The organism is Pseudomonas sp. AM4(2022) (assembly GCF_036346515.1).
Taxonomy (GTDB): Bacteria; Pseudomonadota; Gammaproteobacteria; order Pseudomonadales; family Pseudomonadaceae; genus Aquipseudomonas; species Aquipseudomonas paracarnis.
The window spans coordinates 1-24,820 of record NZ_JAOTNW010000016.1; the positions used below are offsets into that span (position 1 = coordinate 1).

General features: G+C 60.6%; 24 protein-coding genes and 4 tRNA genes. 19 read left to right on the forward strand and 9 right to left on the reverse strand.

The window, feature by feature from the left end:
* Positions 1-241 precede the first annotated feature (241 nt).
* Genes ODQ19_RS20280 through ODQ19_RS20315 form a run of 8 tightly spaced genes read left to right on the forward strand, consistent with a single transcriptional unit; the run spans position 242 to position 6,386 of the window.
* A complete protein-coding gene (locus ODQ19_RS20280) occupies positions 242-1,444 on the forward strand; it encodes a PepSY-associated TM helix domain-containing protein (protein WP_330211073.1) in 1,203 nt (400 codons plus the stop codon).
* Positions 1,441-1,977, forward strand: coding sequence for a hypothetical protein (locus ODQ19_RS20285; RefSeq protein ID WP_019817260.1), 537 nt, complete (start codon positions 1,441-1,443; stop codon positions 1,975-1,977). The genes ODQ19_RS20280 and ODQ19_RS20285 overlap by 4 nt, the downstream gene beginning before the upstream one ends.
* The gene (locus tag ODQ19_RS20290; protein ID WP_014717808.1) at positions 1,974-2,297 is read left to right on the forward strand and encodes a hypothetical protein; all 324 of its coding nucleotides are present in this window, start codon (positions 1,974-1,976) and stop codon (positions 2,295-2,297) included. The genes ODQ19_RS20285 and ODQ19_RS20290 overlap by 4 nt, the downstream gene beginning before the upstream one ends.
* On the forward strand, positions 2,294-2,854 hold the full coding sequence (locus ODQ19_RS20295) for a DUF6162 family protein (protein WP_116666501.1): 561 nt from the start codon (positions 2,294-2,296) through the stop codon (positions 2,852-2,854). Before ODQ19_RS20290 ends, ODQ19_RS20295 begins: the two co-directional genes overlap by 4 nt.
* 19 nt (positions 2,855-2,873) lie before the next feature.
* Positions 2,874-3,794, forward strand: a complete 921-nt coding sequence (locus tag ODQ19_RS20300; protein WP_330211074.1) for a metal ABC transporter substrate-binding protein — start codon at positions 2,874-2,876, stop codon at positions 3,792-3,794.
* Entirely contained in the window at positions 3,791-4,537 is a 747-nt protein-coding gene (locus ODQ19_RS20305; RefSeq protein WP_330211075.1) for a metal ABC transporter ATP-binding protein, read from the forward strand. Before ODQ19_RS20300 ends, ODQ19_RS20305 begins: the two co-directional genes overlap by 4 nt.
* Positions 4,534-5,433 carry a metal ABC transporter permease gene (locus ODQ19_RS20310; RefSeq protein ID WP_330211076.1) on the forward strand — a complete coding sequence of 300 codons (900 nt, stop codon included), beginning with the start codon at positions 4,534-4,536 and terminating at the stop codon, positions 5,431-5,433. Before ODQ19_RS20305 ends, ODQ19_RS20310 begins: the two co-directional genes overlap by 4 nt.
* Positions 5,433-6,386: a metal ABC transporter solute-binding protein, Zn/Mn family gene (locus ODQ19_RS20315; protein WP_330211077.1), complete on the forward strand. Its 954-nt coding sequence runs from the start codon at positions 5,433-5,435 to the stop codon at positions 6,384-6,386. The genes ODQ19_RS20310 and ODQ19_RS20315 overlap by 1 nt, the downstream gene beginning before the upstream one ends.
* A 146-nt stretch (positions 6,387-6,532) precedes the next feature.
* Here ODQ19_RS20315 and ODQ19_RS20320 read toward each other — a convergent pair whose 3' ends face one another.
* Positions 6,533-7,246: a UTRA domain-containing protein gene (locus ODQ19_RS20320; RefSeq protein ID WP_003190151.1), complete on the reverse strand. Its 714-nt coding sequence runs from the start codon at positions 7,244-7,246 to the stop codon at positions 6,533-6,535.
* A 351-nt stretch (positions 7,247-7,597) separates the two neighbouring features.
* On the opposite strand from ODQ19_RS20320, the gene ODQ19_RS20325 reads away from it, so the two are divergent.
* The 8 genes from ODQ19_RS20325 to ODQ19_RS20360 all read left to right on the forward strand — a co-directional run bounded on the left by ODQ19_RS20325 (position 7,598) and on the right by ODQ19_RS20360 (position 17,329).
* Positions 7,598-8,674: an ABC transporter substrate-binding protein gene (locus ODQ19_RS20325; protein WP_003190150.1), complete on the forward strand. Its 1,077-nt coding sequence runs from the start codon at positions 7,598-7,600 to the stop codon at positions 8,672-8,674.
* A gap of 216 nt (positions 8,675-8,890) precedes the next feature.
* Positions 8,891-9,697, forward strand: a complete 807-nt coding sequence (locus ODQ19_RS20330) for an alkaline phosphatase family protein (protein ID WP_330211078.1) — start codon at positions 8,891-8,893, stop codon at positions 9,695-9,697.
* Positions 9,694-10,539, forward strand: coding sequence for an ABC transporter permease (locus ODQ19_RS20335; protein WP_330211079.1), 846 nt, complete (start codon positions 9,694-9,696; stop codon positions 10,537-10,539). The genes ODQ19_RS20330 and ODQ19_RS20335 overlap by 4 nt, the downstream gene beginning before the upstream one ends.
* Positions 10,526-11,326 (forward strand): ABC transporter permease, encoded by an 801-nt coding sequence (locus ODQ19_RS20340; protein WP_003190144.1) that lies wholly within the window; start codon positions 10,526-10,528, stop codon positions 11,324-11,326. The genes ODQ19_RS20335 and ODQ19_RS20340 overlap by 14 nt, the downstream gene beginning before the upstream one ends.
* A complete protein-coding gene (locus ODQ19_RS20345; protein WP_330211080.1) occupies positions 11,323-12,312 on the forward strand; it encodes an ABC transporter ATP-binding protein in 990 nt (329 codons plus the stop codon). The genes ODQ19_RS20340 and ODQ19_RS20345 overlap by 4 nt, the downstream gene beginning before the upstream one ends.
* Before the next feature lie 33 nt (positions 12,313-12,345).
* On the forward strand, positions 12,346-12,999 hold the full coding sequence (locus ODQ19_RS20350; RefSeq protein WP_330211081.1) for an HAD family hydrolase: 654 nt from the start codon (positions 12,346-12,348) through the stop codon (positions 12,997-12,999).
* A gap of 361 nt (positions 13,000-13,360) precedes the next feature.
* Complete coding sequence (locus ODQ19_RS20355; protein ID WP_224796967.1) at positions 13,361-15,442, forward strand: carboxy terminal-processing peptidase; 2,082 nt, start codon at positions 13,361-13,363, stop codon at positions 15,440-15,442.
* 117 nt (positions 15,443-15,559) lie between these two features.
* Positions 15,560-17,329 carry a bifunctional diguanylate cyclase/phosphodiesterase gene (locus ODQ19_RS20360; protein WP_330211082.1) on the forward strand — a complete coding sequence of 590 codons (1,770 nt, stop codon included), beginning with the start codon at positions 15,560-15,562 and terminating at the stop codon, positions 17,327-17,329.
* On the opposite strand, the gene ODQ19_RS20365 is transcribed toward ODQ19_RS20360, so the two are convergent.
* The 4 genes from ODQ19_RS20365 to ODQ19_RS20380 form a co-directional block, all read right to left on the reverse strand.
* On the reverse strand, positions 17,326-17,697 hold the full coding sequence (locus tag ODQ19_RS20365) for a hypothetical protein (protein WP_005786715.1): 372 nt from the start codon (positions 17,695-17,697) through the stop codon (positions 17,326-17,328). The two genes, ODQ19_RS20360 and ODQ19_RS20365, sit on opposite strands and share 4 nt — an antisense overlap.
* Positions 17,694-18,032, reverse strand: coding sequence for a helix-turn-helix domain-containing protein (locus tag ODQ19_RS20370; RefSeq protein ID WP_330211083.1), 339 nt, complete (start codon positions 18,030-18,032; stop codon positions 17,694-17,696). Before ODQ19_RS20370 ends, ODQ19_RS20365 begins: the two co-directional genes overlap by 4 nt.
* A 97-nt stretch (positions 18,033-18,129) precedes the next feature.
* The gene (locus ODQ19_RS20375; protein ID WP_330211084.1) at positions 18,130-18,585 is read right to left on the reverse strand and encodes a YkvA family protein; all 456 of its coding nucleotides are present in this window, start codon (positions 18,583-18,585) and stop codon (positions 18,130-18,132) included.
* Positions 18,586-19,140: 555 nt separating this feature from the next.
* Complete coding sequence (locus ODQ19_RS20380) at positions 19,141-19,881, reverse strand: FKBP-type peptidyl-prolyl cis-trans isomerase (protein ID WP_003190133.1); 741 nt, start codon at positions 19,879-19,881, stop codon at positions 19,141-19,143.
* 247 nt (positions 19,882-20,128) lie between these two features.
* On the opposite strand from ODQ19_RS20380, the gene ODQ19_RS20385 reads away from it, so the two are divergent.
* A complete protein-coding gene (locus tag ODQ19_RS20385; protein WP_116666487.1) occupies positions 20,129-21,937 on the forward strand; it encodes a di-heme-cytochrome C peroxidase in 1,809 nt (602 codons plus the stop codon).
* 29 nt (positions 21,938-21,966) lie between these two features.
* A complete protein-coding gene (locus ODQ19_RS20390; protein WP_044273086.1) occupies positions 21,967-23,100 on the forward strand; it encodes a catalase family protein in 1,134 nt (377 codons plus the stop codon).
* Between the two features lie 89 nt (positions 23,101-23,189).
* Here the strand turns inward: ODQ19_RS20390 and ODQ19_RS20395 are convergent.
* The 4 genes from ODQ19_RS20395 to ODQ19_RS20410 form a co-directional block, all read right to left on the reverse strand.
* Positions 23,190-23,266: transfer RNA gene (locus ODQ19_RS20395), tRNA-Asp, on the reverse strand.
* Positions 23,267-23,285: 19 nt separating this feature from the next.
* Positions 23,286-23,361, reverse strand: a tRNA-Val gene (locus ODQ19_RS20400).
* A gap of 177 nt (positions 23,362-23,538) precedes the next feature.
* Positions 23,539-23,615 (reverse strand) — tRNA-Asp (locus ODQ19_RS20405).
* 19 nt (positions 23,616-23,634) lie between these two features.
* A tRNA-Val gene (locus tag ODQ19_RS20410) sits at positions 23,635-23,710 on the reverse strand.
* Between the two features lie 159 nt (positions 23,711-23,869).
* Between ODQ19_RS20410 and rdgC the strand changes: the two genes are divergently transcribed.
* The gene (rdgC, locus tag ODQ19_RS20415; protein WP_005786703.1) at positions 23,870-24,790 is read left to right on the forward strand and encodes a recombination-associated protein RdgC; all 921 of its coding nucleotides are present in this window, start codon (positions 23,870-23,872) and stop codon (positions 24,788-24,790) included.
* Positions 24,791-24,820 lie beyond the last annotated feature (30 nt).

Genomic DNA, 24,820 nt, shown 5'->3' on the forward strand with positions numbered 1-24,820 from the left:
TTTAGACCTCAGCGCGTCAGATAGAAAGGCGTCGGCTGGTGGGCCGTGATCGCAGACAAGCTATATCCAAAAGTTACGCCACACACCCTGACTGCGAGCTTGAAACATTTTCTTTCATATCCGCCTTAGGGATTTCTCATTCTCATCCGTCCTAACTTAGATACAGCCTGTCGCGTCAGCAAAAGCTACGACTGGCCTTTTCCGGGCCTCCATCGCCCCTCCGATCAAGACCCTCATTTATATGTCGAAGAAGTCACGCTCCAAACTCTGGTTTCTCGTCCATAGCTGGCTGGCGTTGCCCATCTGGTTCTTTGTACTGATCGTCTGCGTCACCGGCACCCTGGCCGTGGTGAGCCAGGAAATCGTGTGGCTGGCCAACCCGGATATCCGCGCCAGCAAGCCGTCGGATGACGCTCAGCCGCTGAGCTTTGACCAGGTGATCGCGGCCATCAAGCACGATGAGCCCAAGGCCATCGTCCAGTCCATCATCCGCCCGGATGAATCGCACTTCGCCCTGAGCGTCGGCCTCAGCTACCCGGATGGGCGCTCCGTGGAGGTGTATGCCAACCCCTACACCGGCGCGATCCAGGGCATCAGCCCCTCGTTCAATTTCCAGCAATTCACCCGCGCCCTGCATGGCTGGTGGTTGGTGCCATTCACCAATGGGTACAGTTGGGGCTGGTACCTGGTGTCCGCGTTGGGCTTGCCGCTGCTCGCCTCGTTGGTCACCGGCCTGGTGGTGTACAAGCGCTTCTGGAAAGGCTTCCTGCGCCCTACCCTGCGCATCCGCCACGGCGCACGGATCTTCTGGGGCGACTTTCACCGCCTGAGCGGCATCTGGGCGATCTGGTTTATCGCGGTCATTTCAATCACCGGCACCTGGTTCCTGATCGAGGCTGTCCTGGGCGACAACCAGATATCCATTTCCAGTGAACCCATCGTGCCAGTGATTGCGCGGGACAAGGTGCCGCTGTCGGCACCGGGCGTACCGGCACCGATGATCCCTATCGACAAGGCGATCGACATCGCCGCCGAGCGAATCCCCGGCCTGGATGCCAGCTTTGTGTTCATGCCGAGCAACGCCTACAGCCACCTGCAGATCGGCGGGCGTGGCTGGTATCCGTTGATGTTCCAGACCGCACAGCTGAACCCCTATGACGGTGAAATCGCGGTCTCGAATTTATTGTCCGACCGCACCCCGCTGGAATTCGTCACCGAGTCGATGCGCCCGCTGCACACCGGTGACTTTGGCGGTTTGTGGATCAAGCTGATCTGGGCGTTCTTCGGCCTGGTGCTGAGCATGATGGTGTTGAGCGGCCTGCTGATCTGGACCAAGCGCACCGCTCTGGCCACCCTCAACGCCCTCAAGCGCGAGGCCAAGACGCAACGTCAGCCCATGCCCACCCCGGCCATGCGCACCGAAACCCCGGAGGCCCAGCGATGAGCAAGGTCGCAACCGTACCGCCGTCCCCGCTGCGCGCCTTTTGGCTCAAATGGCGTTTCCATATCAACATCCTGCTGTTGCTGGTGCCGCTGGGGTTCATGCCTAAATACTTTGCCGACGCCGCGTTGTTTCGCGGGGATACCGGCATCGGCGAGCGCGTGGCCGGGCAAGTGCAAGTCGGCCCCTGGAGCCTGACGCTGGCTGAGTTTCGCAACGAAGGCCCGAGCCCGAACCCGGCTGGCCCGATGAAGTTCTTTAACGCTGCCCTGTGTGACACCTGTGCCGAGCAGGTCAAGGCCACTTACCTGCGTATCGGCAAACCCCGCAGCCTGCGCGCCGCCGGAGTGATCTTCTTCGGCACGCCGTACCGCATGGGCGCCGCCCTGCCGATCCCCGAACGCACCCCGGCGGACGCCGAAATATGGGTGACCATGGAAGGGTGGGACGGCAGCATGCACCAGGGTTCCATCCCGCTGAGCCAGGCCTCGCCTGCCACCATTGCCTGGCTGAACAAGCAAGGAGTCAAACCATGACGTTCAAGCGCCTCACCCGCGCCGCGCTGTTGCTGTGCGCCGGCCTGAGCACCACCGCCTTCGCCCACAACCCGATGTGCGAATGCAAAGAAATCCCCGGCGAGCAGATCCAGTGCAAAGGCGGTTTCTCCGACGGCAGTGGCGCCCCCGGCGTAACCCTGGATGTGATCGGCTACGACGAAACCATCCTGGTGCCGGGCAAGCTTGGCGAGGATTCGACCCTGACCTTCAAGAAGCCCGCCGCCGAGTTCTACGTGCTGTTTGATGCCGGCCCCGGCCACGTGGTGGAAATCGACCAAGCGGATATCCCGTCGCAATGAGTACCACACAGGTTGTACGCCCCGCTGGCGCGGGCCACGAAACCCTTTATGTGTTGCTGTTGTGCCTGATCATCCTCGCGGTGGCGGGCACGGTCGTGGCGCTGCACGGGGAAACCCAGGAAGTCGCGGCAGTGCCCAGCCACCAGTTGGACGCCCGCCGCGACCTGAGCGCGGCCGAGCAAGGCATCTACGCCGACCTGCGGGTGACCCTGGATGAAATCCACCTGTTGCAGCAGGAGCACAGCGCCCTGCCGACACCAGAGCAACTGGCCGAAGAAGGCTTCGCGCCATTTGCCCAGGACGCCAGTTCGGTCAGCCGTGGCGGCCATCGCTGGCAGTTGCTGGCACCGGCTGCCTACCTGGGCTTGAGCCAGGTGCCGGCCACCAGCGGTTCGCTGCTGATGCGCGTGCAAGGCAGTGAGCCGGATATCTGGCTCAACCGCAGCGCCAACCTTGCCGCCCCATCCGACCTCACTGACCAGGCGCTGATCGCGGCCGGCTGGCAGCAGGTGGTCGCGCAATTCGATGCCGGCGTCACCCGCCAACACCGTCACTGAACGAGAAGACCGATTGCCCATGCCTATGTCATCGCCCCTGTTGCGCCTGTTGCTGGTTGGCCTGTTCAGCCTGATGCTCGCCCCCCTTGCCAATGCCGAGGCGGCCAAGCGCCTGCGTATCGGCATTACCTTGCACCCCTATTACAGCTACGTAGCCAATATCGTGGGCGACAAGGCCGAAGTGGTGCCGCTGATTCCCGCCGGTTTCAACCCGCACGCCTACGAGCCGCGCGCCGAAGACATCAAGCGCATCGGTACCCTGGATGTGATCGTGCTCAACGGCGTCGGCCATGACGACTTCGCCGACCGCATGATTGCCACCAGCGAGCGCCCGGACATCAAGGTGATCGAAGCCAACGCCAACGTGCCGCTGCTCGCCGCTACCGGTAACGCAGCACGCGGTGCGGGCAAGGTGGTCAACCCGCACACCTTCCTGTCGATCAGCGCGTCGATTGCCCAGGTCAATAACATTGCCCGTGAGTTGGGCAAGCTCGACCCGGACAACGCCAAAACCTACACCCAGAACGCCCGGGCCTACGGCAAGCGCCTGCGCCAGATGCGCGCCGACGCCCTGGCCAAGCTGACCAGCGCGCCCAACCCGGACCTGCGCGTCGCCACCGTACACGCGGCCTACGACTACCTGTTGCGCGAGTTTGGCCTGGAAGTCACCGCCGTGGTCGAGCCGGCCCACGGTATCGAGCCAAGCCCCAGCCAGCTGAAAAAGACCATCGATGAACTGCGTGCTCTGGATGTGAAAGTGATCTTCTCGGAGATGGATTTCCCGTCCTCCTACGTCGATACCATCCAGCGTGAATCCGGAGTCAAGCTGTACCCGCTGTCGCATATTTCCTACGGCGAATACAGCGCAGAGAAGTACGAAGTGGAGATGACCGGCAACCTCAACACCGTGGTACGGGCGATTCAGGAGTCGGGAGCATGAGCGCCGCGCAGCAACTGAACGCCGTCAGCGTCGGCCCCACCCTGAACTTCGACCAGATCTCGCTGACCCTGGGGCGCACCGTGATCCTCGATGGCGTGAGTTTCCAGGTACAGCCGGGCAGCATCCATGCGCTGGTCGGCCCCAATGGCGGCGGCAAAAGCTCGCTGATCAAGACCCTGCTGGGGCAGACGCCGCACCAGGGGCGTTTGAGCCTGGAATGGCCAACCGCACCCGGCACCATCGGTTACGTGCCCCAGGCGCTGGAATTTGACCGGGGCTTGCCGATGACCGTGGACGACCTCATGGCTGCCATGTGCCAGCGTCGCCCGGCGTTTCTGGGCCTTTCCAGGCATTACGCGGGGGCGATTGGCGATGCCCTTGAGCGCGTTGGCATGCAAGACAAGCGCAAGCGCCGCATGGGCGCGTTGTCCGGCGGTGAGCGCCAGCGTGTACTGCTGGCCCAGGGGCTGATTCCGGCGCCGCAATTGCTGGTGCTGGATGAGCCAATGTCGGCCCTCGATGAGGCCGGTATCCAGGTGTTCGAACGGTTGTTGAACGATTGGCGCCTGGCTGGGATTACGGTGCTGTGGATCGAACACGACCTGGAAGCCGTTGGCCGCCTGGCCGACCGCGTCACCGGTTTGAACCGCCGCGTGCTGTTCGACGCCACGCCCAAGGAGGCGCTGACCCCGGACCGCCTGCTCACTCTGTTCTCCACCCACCCTCGGAGCCCGGCGCCATGAGTTATGAAGCCTTTCGCTTGATGGTCCAGGGCTGGGCCTCTGCCGGTTACCTGCCCGAAGCCCTGGCCTACGGGTTTGTGGTCAACGCCCTGCTCGCCGGCTTGTTGATCGGCCCGGTACTCGGCGGCCTGGGTACGCTGGTGGTGGTCAAGCGCTTTGCGTTTTTCTCCGAAGCGGTCGGGCATGCCGCGCTGACCGGCGTGGCCGTGGGCATCCTGCTGGGCGAACCCTATACCGGGCCTTATGGCAGCCTGTTTGGCTACTGCCTGCTGTTCGGCATCCTGCTCAATTACCTGCGTAACCGCACCGGCCTGGCGCCCGATACCTTGATCGGCGTGTTCCTGTCCGTGTCCCTGGCACTGGGGGCAAGCCTGCTGCTGATCCTGGCCGGCAAGATCAACGTGCACATTCTCGAGAACGTGCTGTTTGGCTCGGTGCTGACGGTCAACGGCAACGACCTGCTGGTACTGGCCATTGTCGGCTCGCTGGTGATGGCCCTGGCATTGCCGCTGTACAACCGCATCATGCTGGCCAGTTTCAACCCGCAATTGGCGGCAGTGCGCGGGGTGGCGGTGAAAAGCCTGGACTACCTGTTCGTGATCCTGGTGACCCTGATCACCGTGGCTGCGGTCAAGGTCATAGGCGCAATCCTGGTCGGTGCCTTGCTGGTGATTCCTGCCGCGGCGGCGCGCCTGTTGAGCCAGTCACTCAAAGGCTTCTTCTGGATCTCGGTGCTGATCGCTACCATCAGCACCCTGTGCGGCATCCTGCTGCCGATCATCTTCGACCTGCCCATCCCATCCGGCGCCGCCATCATTCTGGTTGCCGGTATCGCCTTCGCCTTCGCCGCCATCGCCCGTGGCGTTGTGCCCAGCCTCAAAGGGAATCTTGGATAATGCGCCCTGCCTTTCGCCCACTGGCCTTGGCCATCGCTTGCTTGATGAGTACGTCGGCGCTGGCCGTCGACGGTTTCGACGCCAAGGACTTCAAAGTCAACCAGGGCCTCGGTCACGCAGCCCTGACCAAGACCAAGCCGCCGGTCAAGGTGCTGGCCTCGCTGCCGATTACCTACGGCTTGGCCGAGGCGCTGCTCAAAGGCACCAACGTAGCGCTTGAACGCGCCGCACCGGCCAATCTGCCGGGTTCGCGGCAGGTGTCCTACTTCACCGGCCGCGGTGCTGCGGCATTGAATAAGTTGGCGCTGGACGCCGACGCGGCCATCGGCCTGCGTTCGCTGTGGCCCGATGACCCGCTGTACCCCGTGGCGCGGCGCAGCAATATCCGTATCGTCGAAGTCGATGCCGCACGCCCGGTGGACGGCGGTTTGCCGGGTATCGCGGTACAACCGGGTGTCACCGACGGCTTGAACAGCCAACCCTGGCAATCGAGCAACAATATGGGGCGCATGGCCGACGTGATGGCCGCCGACCTGAGCCGCCTGGCGCCGGCTGCCAAACCCCGGATCGACGCTAACCTGGCCGCGCTCAAACAGCGTTTACTCAAGCTCACCGCCGACAGCGAGGCGCGATTGGCCAAGGCCGACAACCTGAGTGTGCTCAGCTTGAGCGATCACTTCGCGTACCTCGTCAGCAGCCTGAACCTGGAAGTGCTCAGTACCGATGCACGGCCCGATGCCGAGTGGACGCCTGAGGCGCTGCAGAAACTCAGCAGCGCGTTGAAGGAGAACGACGTGGCGGTGGTGCTGCATCACCGTCAACCGAGTGATGCAGTCAAAGCCGCCGTCACTGACGGCGGCTCCAGACTGTTGGTATTGAATGTGGACAGCGCCGACCCGGTGACTGAGCTGGAAACCAATGTGGACCAAGTGATCAAGGCTCTTACACCCTAGGCAAGCCACCGATCCGTCAGGGATAAACTCGGTTCAATGTGGGAGCTGGCTTGCCTGCGATGCGGGCGCCTCGGTTTATCAGGCATACCGAGTCGATGCCATCGCAGGCAAGCCAGCTCCCACACTGGTTCGCGGTGCATCAGCCGCTACACCACATCCACACCCACATGAATCGCATCATGCCGCCAGAACTCCAGGTCACAGTCGATCAGGCGTTGATGCTGGTCATAGTTGACCCGGGCGATGCGCAAGCCCGGGCTGCCCACCGAGACACGCAGCGCAGCGGCCGCTTCCACCGGCAGTGAGGTCGGGACTATCTCGAAGCGCACCCGCCCGTAGTGCAAGTCATATTTGCTGGCATACAGCTCAGTCATCGACTGATTCAAATCGCACGCCAGGATCCCCGGAAAATACTGCGGGTTCAGGTAGTGCTCCACGTACAACACCAGGCGTCCGTCAATCCTGCGGCCCCGGCAAATCTGGATCACGCTCGACAACGCCGGCAACTGCAACCACGCGCACACCGCCGCCGACGCCGGTTGCAAGCGTGCTGAAATGACCTGCGTGGAAGCCTCGCGCCCCTGGTCGCTGACCATGGCGTGAAAGTGGCTGCGCTGCATCAGGTTATAGGCCAGCCGTGGCGGTGAGACGAACCAGCCCCGACGCTCTTCGCGGTAGATCTGCCCTTGGGCCTCCAGTTGTAACAAGGCTTCCCGCACGGTAATCCGAGTGGTACCAAACAACTCGCTGAGCTTGCGCTCGGCGGGCAGTTTGCTGGCAGGCGGCAACAGGCCATGGTCGATCTGCTCCTGCAGCGCCAGGCCGATGGAAGTTACCGCCTTGATTGCCTCATCACGCATCAACGTTACCTATCTGGACTAGACCAGCACCGTTCAGGTGCACAAAACGCGCTTTATCTGGGCTTTTGCTGCTGTGTGCCAGCCTAGGCACTCCAGATGACCGACAGATGACAAAGGCTGTCGACTGCCTCTACCACACCCTGCAATACATCGGCCAAGTCCAGGGCCTGCGGGCACTTGGGCATGGTCTACGCTAAGTCGGAGCTGAGCGACATCAGCGCTTCAAAAACGACATCGACATGAAACTGTCATCCATGGGGCCTAGATTGGCTCAGGTATTGCTGACCTAGACCAAACCACCGCTAACGTTCAGATAAAACGCCGCGTTGAAAACGCCCAAAGGAGCTTCGGATGAAACAGCTTTTCCTGGCATCACTGTTAGGCTCGACCATTGCCATGTGCACCGCCGCCATGGCTGCTGATACCGATCTAAAAACCTTGGAAGCCGCCGCCAAAGCGGAAGGCGCCGTCAACAGCGTCGGCATGCCCGATGACTGGGCCAACTGGAAAGGCACCTGGGAAGACCTGGCCAAAACCTACGGCCTCAAGCACATCGACACCGACATGAGCTCGGCCCAGGAAATCGCCAAGTTCAAAGCCGAAAAAGACAACGCCAGCGCGGATATTGGTGACGTGGGCGCGGCCTTCGGCCCGATCGCGGTGAAGCAGGAAGTCACCCAGCCATACAAACCGTCTACCTGGGCGCAGGTGCCGGATTGGGCGAAAGACAAGGACGGTCACTGGGCCCTGGCCTACACCGGCACCATTGCCTTTATCGTCAACAAGAAGCTGCTGCACGGCTCCGAAGTGCCCACCACCTGGGCTGACCTGCAAACCGGTAAATACAAGGTATCGGTGGGTGACGTGAGCACCGCCGCCCAGGCCTCCAACGCGGTCCTCGCCGCGGCCATCGCCAACAAGGGCGACGAGAAAAACATCGCCCCGGGCCTGCAATTCTTTACAAAGATCGCCCAGCAAGGTCGCCTCTCGCTGTCCAACCCAACCATCGCCACCATGGAAAAAGGCGAAGTCGAAGTGGGTCTCGTCTGGGACTTCAACGGCCTGAGCTACAAGGCCAAGATGGCCAACCCGGATGACTACGTGGTGCTGATCCCCTCGGATGGCTCGGTGAAATCCGGCTACACCACCATCATCAACAAATACGCCAAGCACCCGAACGCCGCCAAGCTGACCCGCGAATACATCTTCAGCGATGCTGGCCAGCTCAACCTGGCGCGCGGCAATGCGCGTCCGATCCGGGCTGAAACCGACTTGAAACTGCCGGCGGACGTTGCCAAGAACCTGATCCCTGGCGAGCAGTACACCAAGGCCAACCCGCAGCCGATCAAGGATGCCGATGCCTGGGAAGCGACGTCCAAGAAGCTGCCACAGATGTGGAACGAGCAAGTCATCGTAGAAATGAAGTAATCGGTCTCTCTGATCCAAAGGCGGTCAGTGTGGGAGCTGGCTTGCTGTGGCGAGGGAGCTTGCTCCCGCTCGACAGCGTAGCTGGAGCCGGCTTTTTGGGGGTGCTCCGCACCCCAGCGCAAGCAAGCTTGCTCGCCACAGCAAGCCAGCTCCCACATTTGATCCCATTCAAAGTTGATACTGAGCCATACCATCTGTTGCGGAGCCCCAGCCCCCATGAAGCACAATGTCATCCTTGTGGTGCTCGACGGCCTCAACTTCGAGGTTGCCCGGCACGCCATGGGGCACTTGCAGGCCTATGTCGGCGCTGGACGCGCAGCCCTCTACACACTGGAATGTGAACTGCCCGCCCTGTCCCGCCCGTTGTACGAATGCATCCTCACCGGCGTGCCGCCGATTCAAAGCGGCGTCGTGCACAACAACGTCTCGCGCCTGTCCAACCAGCGCAGCATTTTCCATTACGCCACCGACGCCGGCTTGAGCACCGCGGCGGCGGCTTACCATTGGGTCAGCGAGTTGTATAACCGCACGCCCTTTCTCGCCGCCCGCGATCGTCATACCGACGACAAGGCGCTGGCGATCCAGCACGGGCATTTCTACTGGAATGACCACTACCCCGATTCCCACCTGTTCGCCGATGCCGAAAGCCTGCGGCTCAAGCACGCGCCAAACTTTTTGCTGGTGCACCCGATGAACATCGACGACGCCGGCCACAAGCATGGCCTCGACACCGCGCAATACCGCAACAGCGCACGCTCGGCTGACATTATCCTGGCCGACTACCTGCAAGGCTGGCTCGACGCCGGCTACCAGATACTGGTCACCGCCGACCATGGCATGAACAACGACCGCTCCCACAACGGGCTGTTGCGCGAGGAACGGGAAGTGCCACTGTTCGTCATCGGTGACGCCTTCAGCCTGGACATCAACGCTGCACCGAAGCAGACCGACCTGTGCGGCACCGTCTGCGATCTGCTCGGCGTGCCCCACGACAAACCTGTGTGCCGGGAGATGCTCAAGTGAATGCATTGAACCGCGGCAAATGGCTGGCTCTGCTATGCCTGCTGCCCTTCGCACTGTTCTTTATCGTGTTCGAGATCGCGCCACTGGTGTGGGTGCTGATCAGCAGCCTGCAAACCGAAGAGTCCAGCTGGAGCCTGGAAAACTTCACCCGCATCTTCACCTCGAAGTTCTACCGGCAGGCCATCCAGTTCAGCCTGGAGATCAGTTTCTACTCCAGCATCTTCGGCATCATCATCGCCACCCTGGGCAGCTACTCACTGCGCCGAGTGGATTCGCCGCTGCGCAACTTCGTCACCGCATTCGCCAACATGACCAGCAACTTCGCCGGCGTCCCCCTGGCCTTCGCGTTCATCATCCTGCTGGGGTTCAACGGCAGTATCACCCTCATGCTCAAGCAGGCCGGGATCATTGAGGACTTCAACCTGTACTCGAAAACCGGCTTGATCATCCTCTATACCTACTTCCAGATTCCCCTCGGCGTGCTGCTGCTCTACCCGGCCTTCGACGCATTGCGCGAAGACTGGCGCGAGTCGGCCGCCCTGCTCGGTGCGAATGGCTGGCAGTTCTGGCGACATATCGGCCTGCCGGTGCTCACCCCGGCCCTGCTCGGTACCTTTGTGATCCTGCTGGCCAACGCCCTCGGCGCCTACGCCACGGTCTATGCGCTTACTACCGGCAACTTCAACGTGCTGCCGATTCGCATTGCCGGCCTGGTCTCTGGCGATGTGTCGCTGGACCCGAACATGGCCAGCGCCCTGGCCGTGGTGCTGGTGGCGCTGATGACCGTGGTCACGGTGGTGCATCAACTGCTGCTCAAGAGGAGCTACCATGTCTCGCGCTGAAGCCGGCCCGGCCTCCCTCTACCATCGGGTGGTGGTGTACCTGTTATTCCTGATCCTGGTGCTGCCGCTGGTGGGCACTTTTGTCTACTCGATTTCCAGCAGTTGGTCGGCAACCATCCTGCCCGCCGGCTTCAGCGTGAAATGGTATGTACAGCTGTGGAGCGACCCGCGCTTTCTGATGGCCTTCGGGCAATCGTTGCTGGTTTGCGTGGGCGCACTGATCCTTTCAGTGGTGTTGATTTTGCCGCTGCTGTTCGTGGTGCACTACCACTTTCCCAAGCTCGACGCGTTGATGAACATCCTGATCCTGCTGCCCTTTGCGGTGCCGCCGGTAGTGTCCTCGGTGGGTCTGCTGCAACTGTACGGTTCCGGGCCGCTGGCGATGGTGGGCACGCCGTGGATTTTGATCGGCTGCTACTTCACCGTCGCGCTGCCGTTCATGTACCGCGCGATCACCAACAACCTGCAAGCCATCAACCTTCGCGACCTGATGGACGCTTCGCAACTGCTCGGCGCCAGCACCTGGCAGGCCGCAATCCTGGTGGTGCTGCCCAACCTGCGCAAGGGCCTGATGGTGGCGCTGCTGCTGTCGTTCTCGTTCCTGTTCGGCGAGTTCGTGTTCGCCAACATCCTCGTCGGGACCCGCTACGAAACCCTGCAGGTGTACCTCAACAACATGCGCAACAGCAGTGGCCATTTCACCAGTGCCGTGGTGATCTCGTATTTCTTCTTTGTGCTGGTACTGACCTGGGCCGCCACTCTCTTGAACAAGGACAAAAGCCAATGAGCTTCGTCAGCGTCCAACACCTGCAAAAAGGCTACGCCGGCACCCCGGTGTTCAGCGATATCAATTGCGAGGTCGCCAAAGGCGAGTTCGTCACCCTGCTCGGCCCGTCCGGTTGCGGCAAATCCACCCTGCTGCGCTGCATCGCCGGGCTTACCCCGGTGGACAGTGGCCAAATCCTCCTGGATGGCCAGGACATCGTGCCCCTGAGCCCACAGAAACGCCAGATCGGCATGGTGTTCCAAAGCTACGCGTTGTTTCCCAACATGACTGTGGAACAGAACGTCGCCTTCGGCCTGCGCATGCAAAAGGTCAACGCCGACGACAGCCACAAGCGCGTACAAGAAGTGCTGCAACTGGTGGAGCTCAACGACCTGGCCGGCCGTTATCCGCACCAGATGTCCGGTGGCCAGTGCCAGCGCGTCGCCCTCGCCCGCTCCCTGGTAACCCGCCCGCGCCTGCTGCTGCTCGATGAACCGCTGTCGGCATTGGATGCACGTATTCGCAAGCACTTGCGCGAGCAGATCCGCCAGATCCAGCGCGAACTTGGGCTGACCACGATTTTCGTGACCCATGACCAGGAAGAAGCGCTGACCATGTCCGACCGCATCTTTTTGATGAACCAGGGCAAGATCGTGCAGAGCGGCGATGCCGAAACCCTTTATACCGCTCCGGTGGATGTGTTCGCTGCCGGGTTTATCGGCAACTACAACCTGCTCGATGCCGACAAGGCCAGCCAACTGCTGCAAAGGCCGATCAGCGGGCGCATTGCGATTCGCCCCGAGGCCATCGAGTTGAGCCGCAGCGGCGAGCTCGATGCGTTGGTGCGTAGCCACAGCCTGCTGGGTAACGTGATTCGCTACCGCATCGAAGCCCGTGGCGTCGAGCTGGTGGTAGACGTGCTCAATCGTTCGGCCGACGATCTGCACCCGGATGGCCAGCGCCTGGCACTTTCCATCGACCCCAGCGCACTGTGTGAAGTAGCCTGACAGGCAGCGACCTATTGAGAGAGAGCATCACCGATGGCATTGGTAATTTTTGATCTGGACGACACCCTGATCCACGGGGACTGCGCCACGCTGTGGAGCGAACAGATGGGCCGCCTCGGCTGGGTAGACCCTGAGTCGTTCATGCGCAGGAACAACGAGCTGATGGATGCCTACAGCCAGGGCAAGCTGCGGATGGAAGATTTCATGGATTTCAGCCTGGAGCCGATGATCGGCCGTACCCCGGAAGAAATCGAGCACCTGGTGGAGCCGTGGGTCGAGGACGTGATCGAGCCGCTGATCTACAGCGACGCCACCAAGACCATCGCCCGCCACCGCGCGAATGGCGACCGGATCCTGGTGATTTCCGCTTCGGGCACTCACCTGGTCACACCGATTGCTGCGCGTATCGGTATCGAGGAAGTGCTGGGGATTAACCTGGAGGTCAGCCACGGCGTGTACAGCGGCCGTACCGTCGATGTACTGACTTACCGTGAGGGCAAGATCACGCGCTTGCTGGCATGGCTGGAGCAGGAAGGTGAAACCCTTGAAGGCGCCTATTTCTATTCGGACTCGCGCAATGATTTGCCGCTGCTGCTCAAAGTGGATCACCCGCAGGTGGTGAACCCGGACCCCGTATTGCGCACCCATGCCGAACAGGCCGGCTGGCCGATCCACCATTGGACCTGAATCAATAGAGATCAACCTGTGGGAGCTGGCTTGCCTGCGATAGCGGTGCAACAGTGAAGAATTCTTCATCTGGTGCACCGCTATCGCAGGCAAGCCAGCTCCCACACTGACGGCATTTCAATCTAGGATTCGGTCAGGCTGTTGGCAATATGGACTACATCGAATGTAGGACTGGGTTCTTCTAACCCTCCACATGCCCCTCAACGCCTTGCAATGCTTTCACAGTGCCTCCATAGTGAGTCTGGACTGAGCCCGATGCTGTAGCGCCGGGCTTTTTGCATTATGCGACCGGACCATATGGAACCGGCTCCCTCAAAGACGGCCTAATATGCGTTATCAATTGCCCCCGCGTCGAATCAGCATGAAGCATCTGTTCCCCAGCACCGCCCTCGCTTTTTTCATTGGTCTCGGCTTCGCGTCGATGTCGACCAATACGTTCGCAGCCAATAGCTGGGACAACCTTCAGCCTGATCGCGATGAGGTGATTGCCAGCCTTAACGTCGTCGAGTTGCTCAAGCGCCATCACTACAGCAAGCCGCCGCTGGACGACGCTCGCTCAGTGATCATCTACGACAGCTACCTCAAGCTGCTGGACCCGTCGCGCAGCTACTTCCTGGCCAGCGATATCGCTGAGTTCGACAAGTGGAAGACCCAATTTGACGACTTCCTCAAGAGCGGCGACCTGCAGCCCGGCTTCACCATCTACAAGCGTTACCTGGACCGCGTCAAAGCGCGTCTGGACTTCGCGTTGGGTGAGCTGAACAAAGGTATCGACAAGCTCGATTTCACACAGAAAGAAACCCTTCTGGTGGACCGCAAGGACGCTCCTTGGCTGACCAGTACCGCGGCGCTGGACGACCTGTGGCGCAAACGCGTCAAGGACGAAGTACTGCGCTTGAAGATCGCCGGCAAAGAGCCCAAGGCCATTCAAGAACTGCTGACCAAGCGCTACAAGAACCAGCTGGCGCGCCTGGACCAGACCCGTGCCGAGGATATCTTCCAGGCCTACATCAACACCTTTGCGATGTCCTACGACCCGCACACCAATTATCTGTCGCCAGATAACGCGGAAAATTTCGATATCAATATGAGTCTGTCCCTGGAAGGCATCGGTGCCGTCCTGCAAAGCGACAATGACCAGGTGAAGATTGTACGTTTGGTGCCGGCAGGCCCGGCAGACAAAACCAAGCAAGTGGCACCGGCTGACAAGATCATCGGCGTGGCCCAGGCCGACAAAGAGATGGTCGATGTGGTCGGCTGGCGCCTGGACGAAGTGGTCAAGCTGATCCGTGGGCCTAAAGGCAGCGTGGTGCGCCTGGAAGTGATTCCGCATACCAATGCACCGAACGACCAGACCAGCAAGATCGTGTCCATCACCCGTGAAGCGGTGAAGCTCGAAGACCAAGCCGTGCAGAAGAAAGTCCTCAACCTCAAGCAGGATGGCAAGGACTACAAGCTGGGCGTGATTGAAATCCCGGCCTTCTACCTGGACTTCAAGGCGTTCCGTGCCGGTGACCCGGACTACAAGTCCACCACCCGCGACGTGAAGAAAATCCTGACAGAACTGCAGAAAGAGAAAGTCGACGGCGTGGTCATCGACCTGCGCAACAACGGCGGTGGCTCCCTGCAGGAAGCCACCGAGCTGACCAGCCTGTTTATCGACAAGGGCCCGACCGTGTTGGTACGCAACGCTGACGGCCGTGTCGACGTGCTCGAAGACGAGAACCCGGGGGCCTTCTACAAAGGGCCGATGGCGCTGCTGGTCAACCGCCTCTCGGCCTCGGCTTCGGAGATTTTCGCCGGCGCCATGCAGGACTACCACCGTGCATTGATCATCGGCGGCCAGACCTTCGGCAAAGGCACCGTGCAGACCATCCAGCCGCTGAACCATGGTGAGCTTAAACTGACGCTGGCCAAGTTCTACCGGGTTTCCGGGCAGAGCACCCAGCATCAGGGCGTACTGCCGGATATCGATTTCCCGTCGATCATCGACACCAAGGAAATCGGCGAAAGCGCCCTGCCTGAAGCCATGCCGTGGGACACCATCCGCCCTGCGATCAAGCCGGCGTCGGATCCGTTCAAGCCCTTCCTGGCTCAGTTGAAGGCTGACCATGACACCCGCTCCGCCAAGGACGCCGAGTTCGTGTTTATCCGCGACAAGCTGGCCTTGGCCAAGAAGCTGATGGAAGAGAAGACCGTCAGCCTCAACGAAGCGGATCGCCGTGCACAGCACTCCAGCATCGAGAATCAGCAACTGGTGCTGGAAAACACCCGCCGCAAGGCCAAGGGTGAAGACCCGCTCAAAGAGCTGAAGAAAGAAGATGAAGACGCGCTGCCAACCGAGGCGGATAAAACCAAGCCGGAAGACGACGCTTACTTGGCCGAGACTGGCCGGATCCTGCTGGATTATCTGAAAATCACCAAGCAGGTGGCCAAACAGTAAATGATGGCGATTTAATGTGATCGCTCCTCGGAGTGTCATCATATAGACATCATTCTGTCGTGAAATAAAAGGACCGCAGGTTTACGCCTGCGGTCCTTTTTTTTGATCGAGACCGCCATGACCATGACCGAACAGCTGAATGCATTGGGCTCAATCCTGGCTCAAGGCAGTTTGCACAGCCTGTTCCAACCGATCATCTGCCTGTCGGAGCGGCGCATCCTCGGTTATGAAGCCCTCAGTCGTGGCCCGTCCAACAGCCCGCTGCACTCCCCCGTGGCACTGTTCTCGGTGGCCAGCCACGCCGGGCGCCTGAGCGAATTGGACATGGCGTGTCGAGAGAGTGCATGCCGGCGCTTCAGCGAGCAGAAACTGCCCGGCAAGCTGTTCCTCAATATCTCGCCGGAATCCTTGATGGAGAACGCGCATCAGCCAGGGCGCACCCTGCAACTGTTGCGCGACTTTGGTATTTCTCCCAGTCAGGTGGTGATCGAGCTCACCGAGCAAGCGCCCACCGACGATTTCGCCCTGCTTCAAACCGCCTTGCACCACTACCGCGACATGGGTTTTGCCATCGCACTGGATGACTTGGGTGCCGGTTATTCCAGCTTGCGGTTGTGGTCCGAACTGCGCCCGGACTACGTGAAGATCGACCGGCACTTTATCGACGGCATTCACCAGGACGCCCTCAAGCGTGAGTTTGTCGGCTCGATCCTGCAGATCGCCAGGGCGTCCCGCGCCCAAGTGATTGCCGAGGGCATCGAGTTGCCGGAAGAACTGGCGGTGTTGACCGAGATGGGCGTCGACCTGGTCCAGGGCTACCTGCTCTGCCGCCCTCAGGAAAAGCCGCCGCAGGAAGCGCGCCTGATGCTGCCCAAGCCGGATAACGCCACGCTGGCCCTCAATGACGAAGGCAGTGACCTCAGCGCCCTGCTCAATGAGCAACCCGCCGTGGATCAAGACACCGCCACCGCCCAAGTGCTGGAATCGTTCCGCCGCCAGGCCAACCTCAACTCGCTGGCGGTATTGAACGGCCGCGGTCGCCCGGTCGGCATTGTGCACCGGCATTCGCTATCGGACGCGTTGCTCAAGCCGTTCGCGACCGATTTGTTCGCGCGCAAACCCATCAGTCGCTTGATGAGCGATGATTTTTTGGCGGTGGAGCTAAGCCAGTCCTTGCAACAGGTCAGCCGTTTACTCACCAGCCGCGCACGGCAACGCATCGAAGAGGATTTCATCATCACCTTGAACGGTGATTACCTGGGGCTGGGTCGGGTCATCGACGTGCTCAAGTTGATCACGGAGCTGAAAATCCAGCAGGCCCGCTACGCCAACCCGCTGACCTTGCTGCCTGGCAATGTGCCGATCCAGCAGTGCCTCACCCGGTTGCTGCAGCAACAGCGCGAGTCGGTGATCTGCTATGTGGATATCGACAGTTTCAAACCGTTCAACGATATCTACGGCTACGGGCGCGGGGATGAAGTGCTGCTATGCCTGGCGCAGTGCCTCAATGACCGGGTAGACCCCAGCCGCGACTTTGTCGGGCACATTGGCGGCGATGACTTTCTGCTGGTGCTGGGCCCGCAGGACTGGCGCAAGCGGCTCAACCAACTGCTGGACGATTTCCACACCCAATGCCGGCGCTTCTACCGCGCCGAACACCTGGAGGCTGGGTGCTTCGTGGCGCTCAATCGCCAGGGCGCGCGCCAGGAATTTGCGTTGCTGTCGTTGTCCATTGGTGTAGTGCACTTGTATCCACAGGCCTGCGCACAACTCGATGCCAGCCAGTTGGCAGAGCTGGCCTCACAAGCCAAGCACCATGCCAAGGATGTTGCGGGCTACAGCATCCACGTGATCGACAGCCTGGACACCTGCGCCCAGGCGCTTTAGGCCTCGGCAGACTCCGGGTACTCGTACTCGAACACCCGCACCACTTCGGATGCATGCCAGGACGCGGCGGCCACGCCATCGGAAGGCCCGCTGAACCGCCCCAGGCGCTCAACACACTCAAAAAAACCGGTGCGCGGCAGGCGGCTGGCCCCCTGGCTGATCACCAAGGAACTGCGTAGCGGTTGCTCCGCCTTGGCATCCAGCGCCGCCAGGTGCTCCAGGGCCGCCGCCAGGGTCTGCATCGCCGGCGTGGGGAATTGCAGACGCTCAAGCAGCGCACGGTACGTGAGCAAATGCCGCTGGCGCCGCGCCTGATCCAGTTCGTTGAGCAACCCATCCCAATGTTGACGGCTAATACGTAGGCTCAAGACTCATCCCTCCAACCTGCTACGCCCAATTCCCAAGCCAGGCTGCGGCGAATGGCGGCATCCGGCTGGCGTTCACCACTTTCAATCAAACCAAGGTACGAGGGGCTGATCCCCACTGTGCGTGCCAGGGTCTCGATAGCCAGCCCCTTGGCTTCACGCAGGCCGCGCAGGGCTGCGAGCGGGTGCAGGTCCTGATCGATGGCGATAGAGGCGGCAGAGGAAGAAGCGGGTGTAGATTGCTGCTGACCGGCGGCTTTTAGCAGCGCCTGATACTGGTCCCATGGCAACACCGCATATTCGGGTGCGCCATCGCGTGAAATGATCTGAATATCCATGACTGCCCCGTAGGATAAAAACACTTACTAAGTAAGTTCTTTCCTTAGAAGTGTAATCCTAACAGCCACGAAGGTCGCCGGGGGATACCCGGCATCATTAGTTTTTTTGCGGGTTTTCCCGGGCCAGCAGTTCAGGCGTCGCTGGCAGGCGCTCAACCACTGCGAGTTTTTCCGGGCGTTGCGCATCGCGCCACACACGAAAAGCGCTCAGTTCGCCGCTCAAGGTCTTCATGACCCATGACAGCACGGCGATGTCGTCGAGCATGCCGAACATGGGGAGAAAGTCCGGAATCGCATCAATCGGGCTGAGAAAGTACATCAGCCCCGCCACCACCGAGATCAGCGCCTTCGGGCTGATGGCACGGTATTCGCCACGCCAGTAAGCCAGGCACAGGGCCTGAAGCAATTTGAGATCATCCTTGAGCTGGCCTAGCCGATTGCCCTGGCTTGAGCCTTTGGCTGCTACGGCAAACAACAAGGTTGGCAAGCGCCCGCGACCAAGCAAGCGTGCAGCCATAGGCAGGAAACGGGTGAAATTGAACGGTGGTTTCATAGGGCACTCCAGTTCCAGGCGATATAAAAGGTTATCCACACAAATTGTGGATAACCTTGTGAACAGAGCCTGTTTTATCGGCTGAAAGCCACGGACTACAAGGCCTACAGTCAGATCGGGCGTTTTTTGCGCACATAAAAAAAACCCAAGAATTCATTGACTTGGCATGTATGTGCGGCTACCCGTGCTCGAGTCTTATATCAGACTGTGTCCGGTTGCGGACGTTCGTTTGGATTTGCAGAGGCTTCAATGCAGGGGTTGCCTGGCTTGCGAAAGTCATAAGTATCTGTACGACTCCGGTACGAAGCTGCCCCCTGTGGCGAGGGAGCTTGCTCCCGCGGCGGCCTGCGAGCCAACGCTTCTCTACCTGATGCCCCGGGCTCCAAATGTGGGAGCGGGCTTGCTCGCGAAGGCGGCCTCACGGCGGATCACGTTCGAAAAGCGCGAAAGTAACCAAAGCGCTCTTGCCCCGCCACTCGGCACCTCGCCTAGGCCGGGTGTGCCCGAAAACAACAACGCCCCGTCGAGACGGGGCGTTGTGTGTTCAGGCGCCTATTACTTCTTGGCGGCTGGTGCAGCAGGCGCGTCAGCCGCTTCTGCCTTGGCTGGGTCCTTGATGGCCAGCAGTTCCAGGTCGAATACCAGCACGGAGTTGGCCGGGATCGCCGGGCTCGGGCTCTGGGCGCCGTAGGCCAGGTCGGACGGGATGTACAGCTCGACCTTCTCGCCCACGTGCATCAGTTGCAGGCCTTCGACCCAACCCGGGATCACGCCGCTGACCGGCAGGTCGATCGGGCTACCGCGATCTACGGAGCTGTCAAAGGTGGTGCCGTTGGTGAGCTTGCCGGTGTAGTGAACAGTCACCACGTCGGTTGGCTTAGGCTGGGCGCCGTCGGCCTTCTTCACGATCTTGTACTGCAGGCCGGAAGCGGTGGTGACGACACCGTCTTTCTTGGCGTTGTCTTCGAGGAATTTCTTGCCAGCGGCTGCCGACTCTTCGCTCATTTTGGTCATGCGTTCTTCAGCACGCTTTTGCAGTGCGGCAAACGCTTCAACCAGCTCATCGTCCTTGAGCTTCTGCTCTTTCTTGCCGACGGCATCTTCGATGCCCTGGGCAACAGCTTTGGAGTCCAGGTCGTCCATGCCTTCTTGGGCAAGGCTCTTGCCCATGTTCAGGCCGATGCCGTAGGAAGCTTTCTGCGCCGGGGTTTTCAGCTCTACGCTGGTCTGCGAATCACAACCCGCAAGTACCAGGCTAACCAGGGCCACCGCCGCCGCCAACCGATGCTGTTTCATGCTATTTCCTTGTTCATGCGCCATAAGGGCATTCGAATAAAGTCGCGAGCTTATCAGGCGGCCACGACCAATGGCTACCGGCATGTGAGCAGGAAACTTCTGATAAGTTCACGTGTTTAAAAGCATTTCCATTTATCATGGGGCCCCGCGACGGATCGCGGGACCGCCTGATAGCGGGCTAATTGCTACTTGCCGCACCTGTGGCGCAGTGGCATAACAACGCGACAATTCGACAAGGATAGTTATCTTGCGCATTTTTTCCCGTGTTTTATTCCTGATACTGATCGCACTGGGCCTGATTCTGGCCGTGGTGCTCTACTACACCCTCAACCCCAAGCTGCCGGACTACGTGCCAGTAAAGCAGGTGCACTACCAGGAGCAATGGAGTGCCGACGACCGCCAGACCTACTACTTCACGCCCCAGGGTACCCAAGTAAAAGGCCTGCACTACGACTGGTTCACCGCCCTGGAACTGCCGTTTTCCGAGCAACGCTTTGCCGCGCCGGAGTACCTGGCGCGCTTTGGCTTCCTGGTCGACCCCAAGCAGGTACCCACCGCGCAAAACCCTGGCAACCTGCCGGTAGGTTTCGCCCGGCACCAGAACGCCGACAGCAAGGCTCAGTACCTGGATATCACCTGTGCGGCCTGCCACACCGGCGAATTGCACTTCAAGGGCCAGGCCCTGCGCATCGACGGTGGCTCGGCGCAACACGTACTGCCCTCCAGCGTTCCCACGTTGCGCGGCGGCAGTTTCGGCCAGGCTCTGGTCGCCAGCCTGGCCGCTACCTATTACAACCCGTGGAAGTTCGAGCGCTTTGCCCACAAGGTCCTGGGGGATCAGTACGACGCCCAGCGCGATCAACTGCGCAAGGACTTCAAGCAATCGCTGAACCAGTTCCTTAAAGTCGCCTGGAATGACACCCACCGCGGCCTTTATCCCACCGAAGAAGGCCCGGGCCGTACTGACGCCTTTGGGCGCATCGCCAACGCCAGTTTTGGCGACGCTATTTCCCCAGACAATTATCGCGTCGCCAATGCGCCGGTGGACTACCCGCAACTGTGGGATATCTGGACCTTCGACTGGGTGCAGTGGAATGGCTCGGCCCAGCAGCCCATGGCGCGCAATATCGGCGAAGCCCTTGGCGTAGGCGCGACCCTGGCGTTTTTCGACGCTGCCGGGCAACCGCTCAAGGGTGAGGCCCGCTACCCGTCCAGCGTACGGGTGCGCGACCTGCACCTGATCGAAGAAACCCTGCAACGCCTCAAGCCGCCGACCTGGCCGCAAGACTTGTTCGGTGCCATCGACAAACCCCTCGCCGCCCAGGGCCGTGCACTCTTTGCCGAGAACTGCGCCGGCTGCCACCTACCCACCGTCACCCAAGAAAACGGCCGCCCGGTGCAGCAGTTGAAAATGCTGCCGGTGGACTACATCGGCACCGACCCCGGCACGGCCAACAACATTGCCGATCAACGCTATGACCTCAGCGCGCTGCAATGGGACCCGGCCGAACTGGCCCGGCTCAATGTCGAACTGCACCCCACCCCCACCGCGCCGCTGGACCTGAAGAAAATGTCGGTGGCCCAAGGCCTGGCCTATGTCACGGCCTTCGTCGAAGAGCATGCCTACCGTGCGGCCGGCGTTACCACGGCCGAGCGCCCAGGCCTGGACGGGTTCGGCCTGCCCATCGGCGTGCGCGAGTTGCGTGCCTATAAGGCGCGGCCACTGGCAGGCGTATGGGCCACCCCACCGTTCCTGCACAATGGTTCGGTGCCGACGATCTACCAACTGCTCTCGCCCCAGGACGAACGCAGCACCACCTTCTATAAAGGCACCTTCAACTACGACCCGCGTCACCTGGGGTTTGAGACCATCGCCTTCAAGAATGCCTTCGTGTTCGATACCCGAATCACCGGCAACCACAACAGCGGCCACGAATTCCGTGCCGGCGAACGTGGCAATGGCGTGATCGGCCGCGGCTTGCTGCCGCAGGAACGCTGGGCGCTGCTCGAATACCTCAAGGTGCTGGGCGGCCCGCTGGAGCAACAACTGCCATGATTATCCGATCGCAAAACAAGGACCGCTCCATGCTTGCTCGTCTCTGGCTGCGCCTTGGCGCCTTTGTTGGCAAAACCCTGTTGTGGCTGCTGGGCCTGGGCCTGCTGGGGTGGGTGCTGGCCATGGCCTGGTTTGCCTGGCAGCACAGGGGCCCGGTGTCGGTGAAGGAACAGATCCCGCCGGGTGAAGCGGCGATGACCCAAGGCATCATCCAGACCGCCGTGCGCATCGTTGACCAGCATCGCGAAGGCACTCGCTACCTGCGCGATGCCCATGCCAAGGCCCATGGGTGCGTGAAAGCCGAGGTCAGCGTTCTGGCGGATCTCGACCCGGCCTTGCGCCAGGGTGTTTTCGCCGAGCCGGGCAAGACCTGGCAGGCGACGATGCGCCTATCCAACGGCAATGCCTATCCGCAATTCGACAGCATCCGCGATGCCCGCGGCATGGCGATCAAGCTGCTGGACGTGCCGGGCAAGCAACTGATGGCCGACCAGCAAGCGCGCACCGAGCAGGATTTCGTGATGTTCAGCCACCCGAACTTCTTTGTCAGCGATGTCGCGGAATACGCGCAGAACATCGGTGCGCAAGCGGATGGCAAGAAGGTCCTGGCGTTCTTTCCCAAGCTCGACCCGCGCAGCTGGCAAGTGCGTCACCTGTTTATCGCCCTGGCAACCCTGGCGCCCGCACCGGCCAGCCCGACGCAGACGACTTACTTTTCAGTGTCGCCTTATAAGTTTGGCGCGGCCAACGCCAAGTTTCGCGTCGCGCCCGACCCGCAAAGTTGCCCGGATTATGTGCTGCCCAAACAGAACCAGGACCTGCCCAACTTCTTGCGCAGCGCCCTCAACCAGCAACTGTCCACCGACCGCGTAGACGCGTGTTTTGTGCTGCAGATCCAGCGGCAAAACCCGCAGGCGTTCATGCCCATCGAAGACACCAGCATCGAATGGAAGGAAAGCGACGCGCCGTATGAAACCGTGGCCAAGGTCAGGATTCCCGCCCAGGACTTCGACACGCCGGCGCAGAACCTGGCGTGCGATAACCAGTCGTTCAACCCCTGGTTCGGGCTGGAAGCCCACCGCCCCATCGGCGGCATCAACCGGCTGCGCAAAGCGGTGTACGAAGCCGTCAGCGATTACCGCCACAGCCGCAATGCACCGTAAGGTGCGTTAAATCGCAGGCGAAAAAAAACCCGCTCAATGAGCGGGTTTCTTGTGGCTACCTGGCGTTCAGTGTTCCAGGTGACCGAATATGGCGCAGCGGACGGGACTCGAACCCGCGACCCCCGGCGTGACAGGCCGGTATTCTAACCGACTGAACTACCGCTGCGCGTAACACTTGAAGCGAATGGTGGGTGATGACGGGATCGAACCGCCGACCCTCTGCTTGTAAGGCAGATGCTCTCCCAGCTGAGCTAATCACCCTTCGTTTCGGTGTGAGCGCATCATACACCAAAAAACCGTAATGTCTTGATTTAAATGCAATTTATTTAAAAAAAGTTTAGTACACGATTTTTTGCCATATTTCGGACAGAAAAAAACCCGCTCAATGAGCGGGTTTTCTTTGGCTACCTGGCGTTCAGCATTCCAGGTAACCGAATATGGCGCAGCGGACGGGACTCGAACCCGCGACCCCCGGCGTGACAGGCCGGTATTCTAACCGACTGAACTACCGCTGCGCGTAACACATGAAGCGAATGGTGGGTGATGACGGGATCGAACCGCCGACCCTCTGCTTGTAAGGCAGATGCTCTCCCAGCTGAGCTAATCACCCTTCGTTTCGGTGTGGCGCGCATTCTACGGAGCGACCCTAAGTCTGGCAAGCACTTTCTTAAATCTTTTTTTTCAGCCCTTCCAATGGCTTAGGCAGGGTTGGCCTGCGGCGTGATCAAGAGAATAATGCCCCCCTTTGTATAGAGGAGAGACTCACCCCATGTGGTTCAAGAACCTGCTTATCTATCGCCTGACCCAAGATCTGCCTGTTGATGCCGAGGCGTTGGAAGCGGCCATGGCCACCAAACTGGCGCGCCCTTGTGCAAGCCAGGAGTTGACCACTTACGGTTTCGTCGCGCCTTTCGGTAAAGGTGAAGACGCTCCCCTGGTTCACGTCAGTGGAGATTTCCTGCTGATCGCCGCCCGCAAGGAAGAACGCATCCTGCCGGGTAGCGTGGTGCGTGATGCACTTAAAGAGAAAGTCGAAGAGATCGAAGCCGAGCAGATGCGTAAGGTCTATAAGAAGGAGCGCGACCAGATCAAGGATGAAATCATCCAGGCCTTCCTGCCGCGCGCCTTTATCCGTCGCTCATCGACCTTCGCTGCGATCGCGCCGAAACAGGGCCTGATCCTGGTCAACTCGGCCAGCCCCAAGCGCGCCGAAGACCTGCTGTCGACCCTGCGCGAAGTGATCGGCACCCTGCCCGTCCGCCCGCTGACGGTAAAAACCGCCCCGACTGCAATCATGACCGACTGGGTCACCACTCAGAAACCGGCCGATGACTTCTTCGTCCTCGACGAATGCGAACTGCGCGACACCCACGAAGACGGCGGCATCGTGCGCTGCAAGCGCCAGGACCTGACCGGCGAAGAGATCCAACTGCACCTGACCACCGGCAAGGTCGTGACCCAACTGTCCCTGGCGTGGCAGGACAAGTTGTCCTTCATGCTCGACGACAAGATGACCGTCAAGCGCCTGAAGTTCGAAGACCTGCTGCAAGACCAGGCGGAACAGGACGGCGGTGATGAAGCCCTGGGCCAACTGGATGCCAGCTTTACCTTGATGATGCTGACCTTCGGCGATTTCCTGCCGGCATTGGTTGAGGCACTGGGCGGCGAAGAGACACCACAGGGCATCTAAACCATGTGAAGATCCAAATGTGGGAGCGGG

Coding starts and splice junctions, on each gene's coding strand:
- ODQ19_RS20280 (WP_330211073.1), top strand. CDS start 242: ATGTCGAAGAAGTCACGCTCCAAACTCTGGTTTCTCGTCCATAGCTGG.
- ODQ19_RS20285 (WP_019817260.1), top strand. CDS start 1,441: ATGAGCAAGGTCGCAACCGTACCGCCGTCCCCGCTGCGCGCCTTTTGG.
- ODQ19_RS20290 (WP_014717808.1), top strand. CDS start 1,974: ATGACGTTCAAGCGCCTCACCCGCGCCGCGCTGTTGCTGTGCGCCGGC.
- ODQ19_RS20295 (WP_116666501.1), top strand. CDS start 2,294: ATGAGTACCACACAGGTTGTACGCCCCGCTGGCGCGGGCCACGAAACC.
- ODQ19_RS20300 (WP_330211074.1), top strand. CDS start 2,874: ATGCCTATGTCATCGCCCCTGTTGCGCCTGTTGCTGGTTGGCCTGTTC.
- ODQ19_RS20305 (WP_330211075.1), top strand. CDS start 3,791: ATGAGCGCCGCGCAGCAACTGAACGCCGTCAGCGTCGGCCCCACCCTG.
- ODQ19_RS20310 (WP_330211076.1), top strand. CDS start 4,534: ATGAGTTATGAAGCCTTTCGCTTGATGGTCCAGGGCTGGGCCTCTGCC.
- ODQ19_RS20315 (WP_330211077.1), top strand. CDS start 5,433: ATGCGCCCTGCCTTTCGCCCACTGGCCTTGGCCATCGCTTGCTTGATG.
- ODQ19_RS20320 (WP_003190151.1), bottom strand. CDS start 7,246: ATGCGTGATGAGGCAATCAAGGCGGTAACTTCCATCGGCCTGGCGCTG.
- ODQ19_RS20325 (WP_003190150.1), top strand. CDS start 7,598: ATGAAACAGCTTTTCCTGGCATCACTGTTAGGCTCGACCATTGCCATG.
- ODQ19_RS20330 (WP_330211078.1), top strand. CDS start 8,891: ATGAAGCACAATGTCATCCTTGTGGTGCTCGACGGCCTCAACTTCGAG.
- ODQ19_RS20340 (WP_003190144.1), top strand. CDS start 10,526: ATGTCTCGCGCTGAAGCCGGCCCGGCCTCCCTCTACCATCGGGTGGTG.
- ODQ19_RS20345 (WP_330211080.1), top strand. CDS start 11,323: ATGAGCTTCGTCAGCGTCCAACACCTGCAAAAAGGCTACGCCGGCACC.
- ODQ19_RS20350 (WP_330211081.1), top strand. CDS start 12,346: ATGGCATTGGTAATTTTTGATCTGGACGACACCCTGATCCACGGGGAC.
- ODQ19_RS20355 (WP_224796967.1), top strand. CDS start 13,361: ATGAAGCATCTGTTCCCCAGCACCGCCCTCGCTTTTTTCATTGGTCTC.
- ODQ19_RS20360 (WP_330211082.1), top strand. CDS start 15,560: ATGACCATGACCGAACAGCTGAATGCATTGGGCTCAATCCTGGCTCAA.
- ODQ19_RS20370 (WP_330211083.1), bottom strand. CDS start 18,032: ATGGATATTCAGATCATTTCACGCGATGGCGCACCCGAATATGCGGTG.
- ODQ19_RS20375 (WP_330211084.1), bottom strand. CDS start 18,585: ATGAAACCACCGTTCAATTTCACCCGTTTCCTGCCTATGGCTGCACGC.
- ODQ19_RS20380 (WP_003190133.1), bottom strand. CDS start 19,881: ATGAAACAGCATCGGTTGGCGGCGGCGGTGGCCCTGGTTAGCCTGGTA.
- ODQ19_RS20390 (WP_044273086.1), top strand. CDS start 21,967: ATGCTTGCTCGTCTCTGGCTGCGCCTTGGCGCCTTTGTTGGCAAAACC.
- rdgC (WP_005786703.1), top strand. CDS start 23,870: ATGTGGTTCAAGAACCTGCTTATCTATCGCCTGACCCAAGATCTGCCT.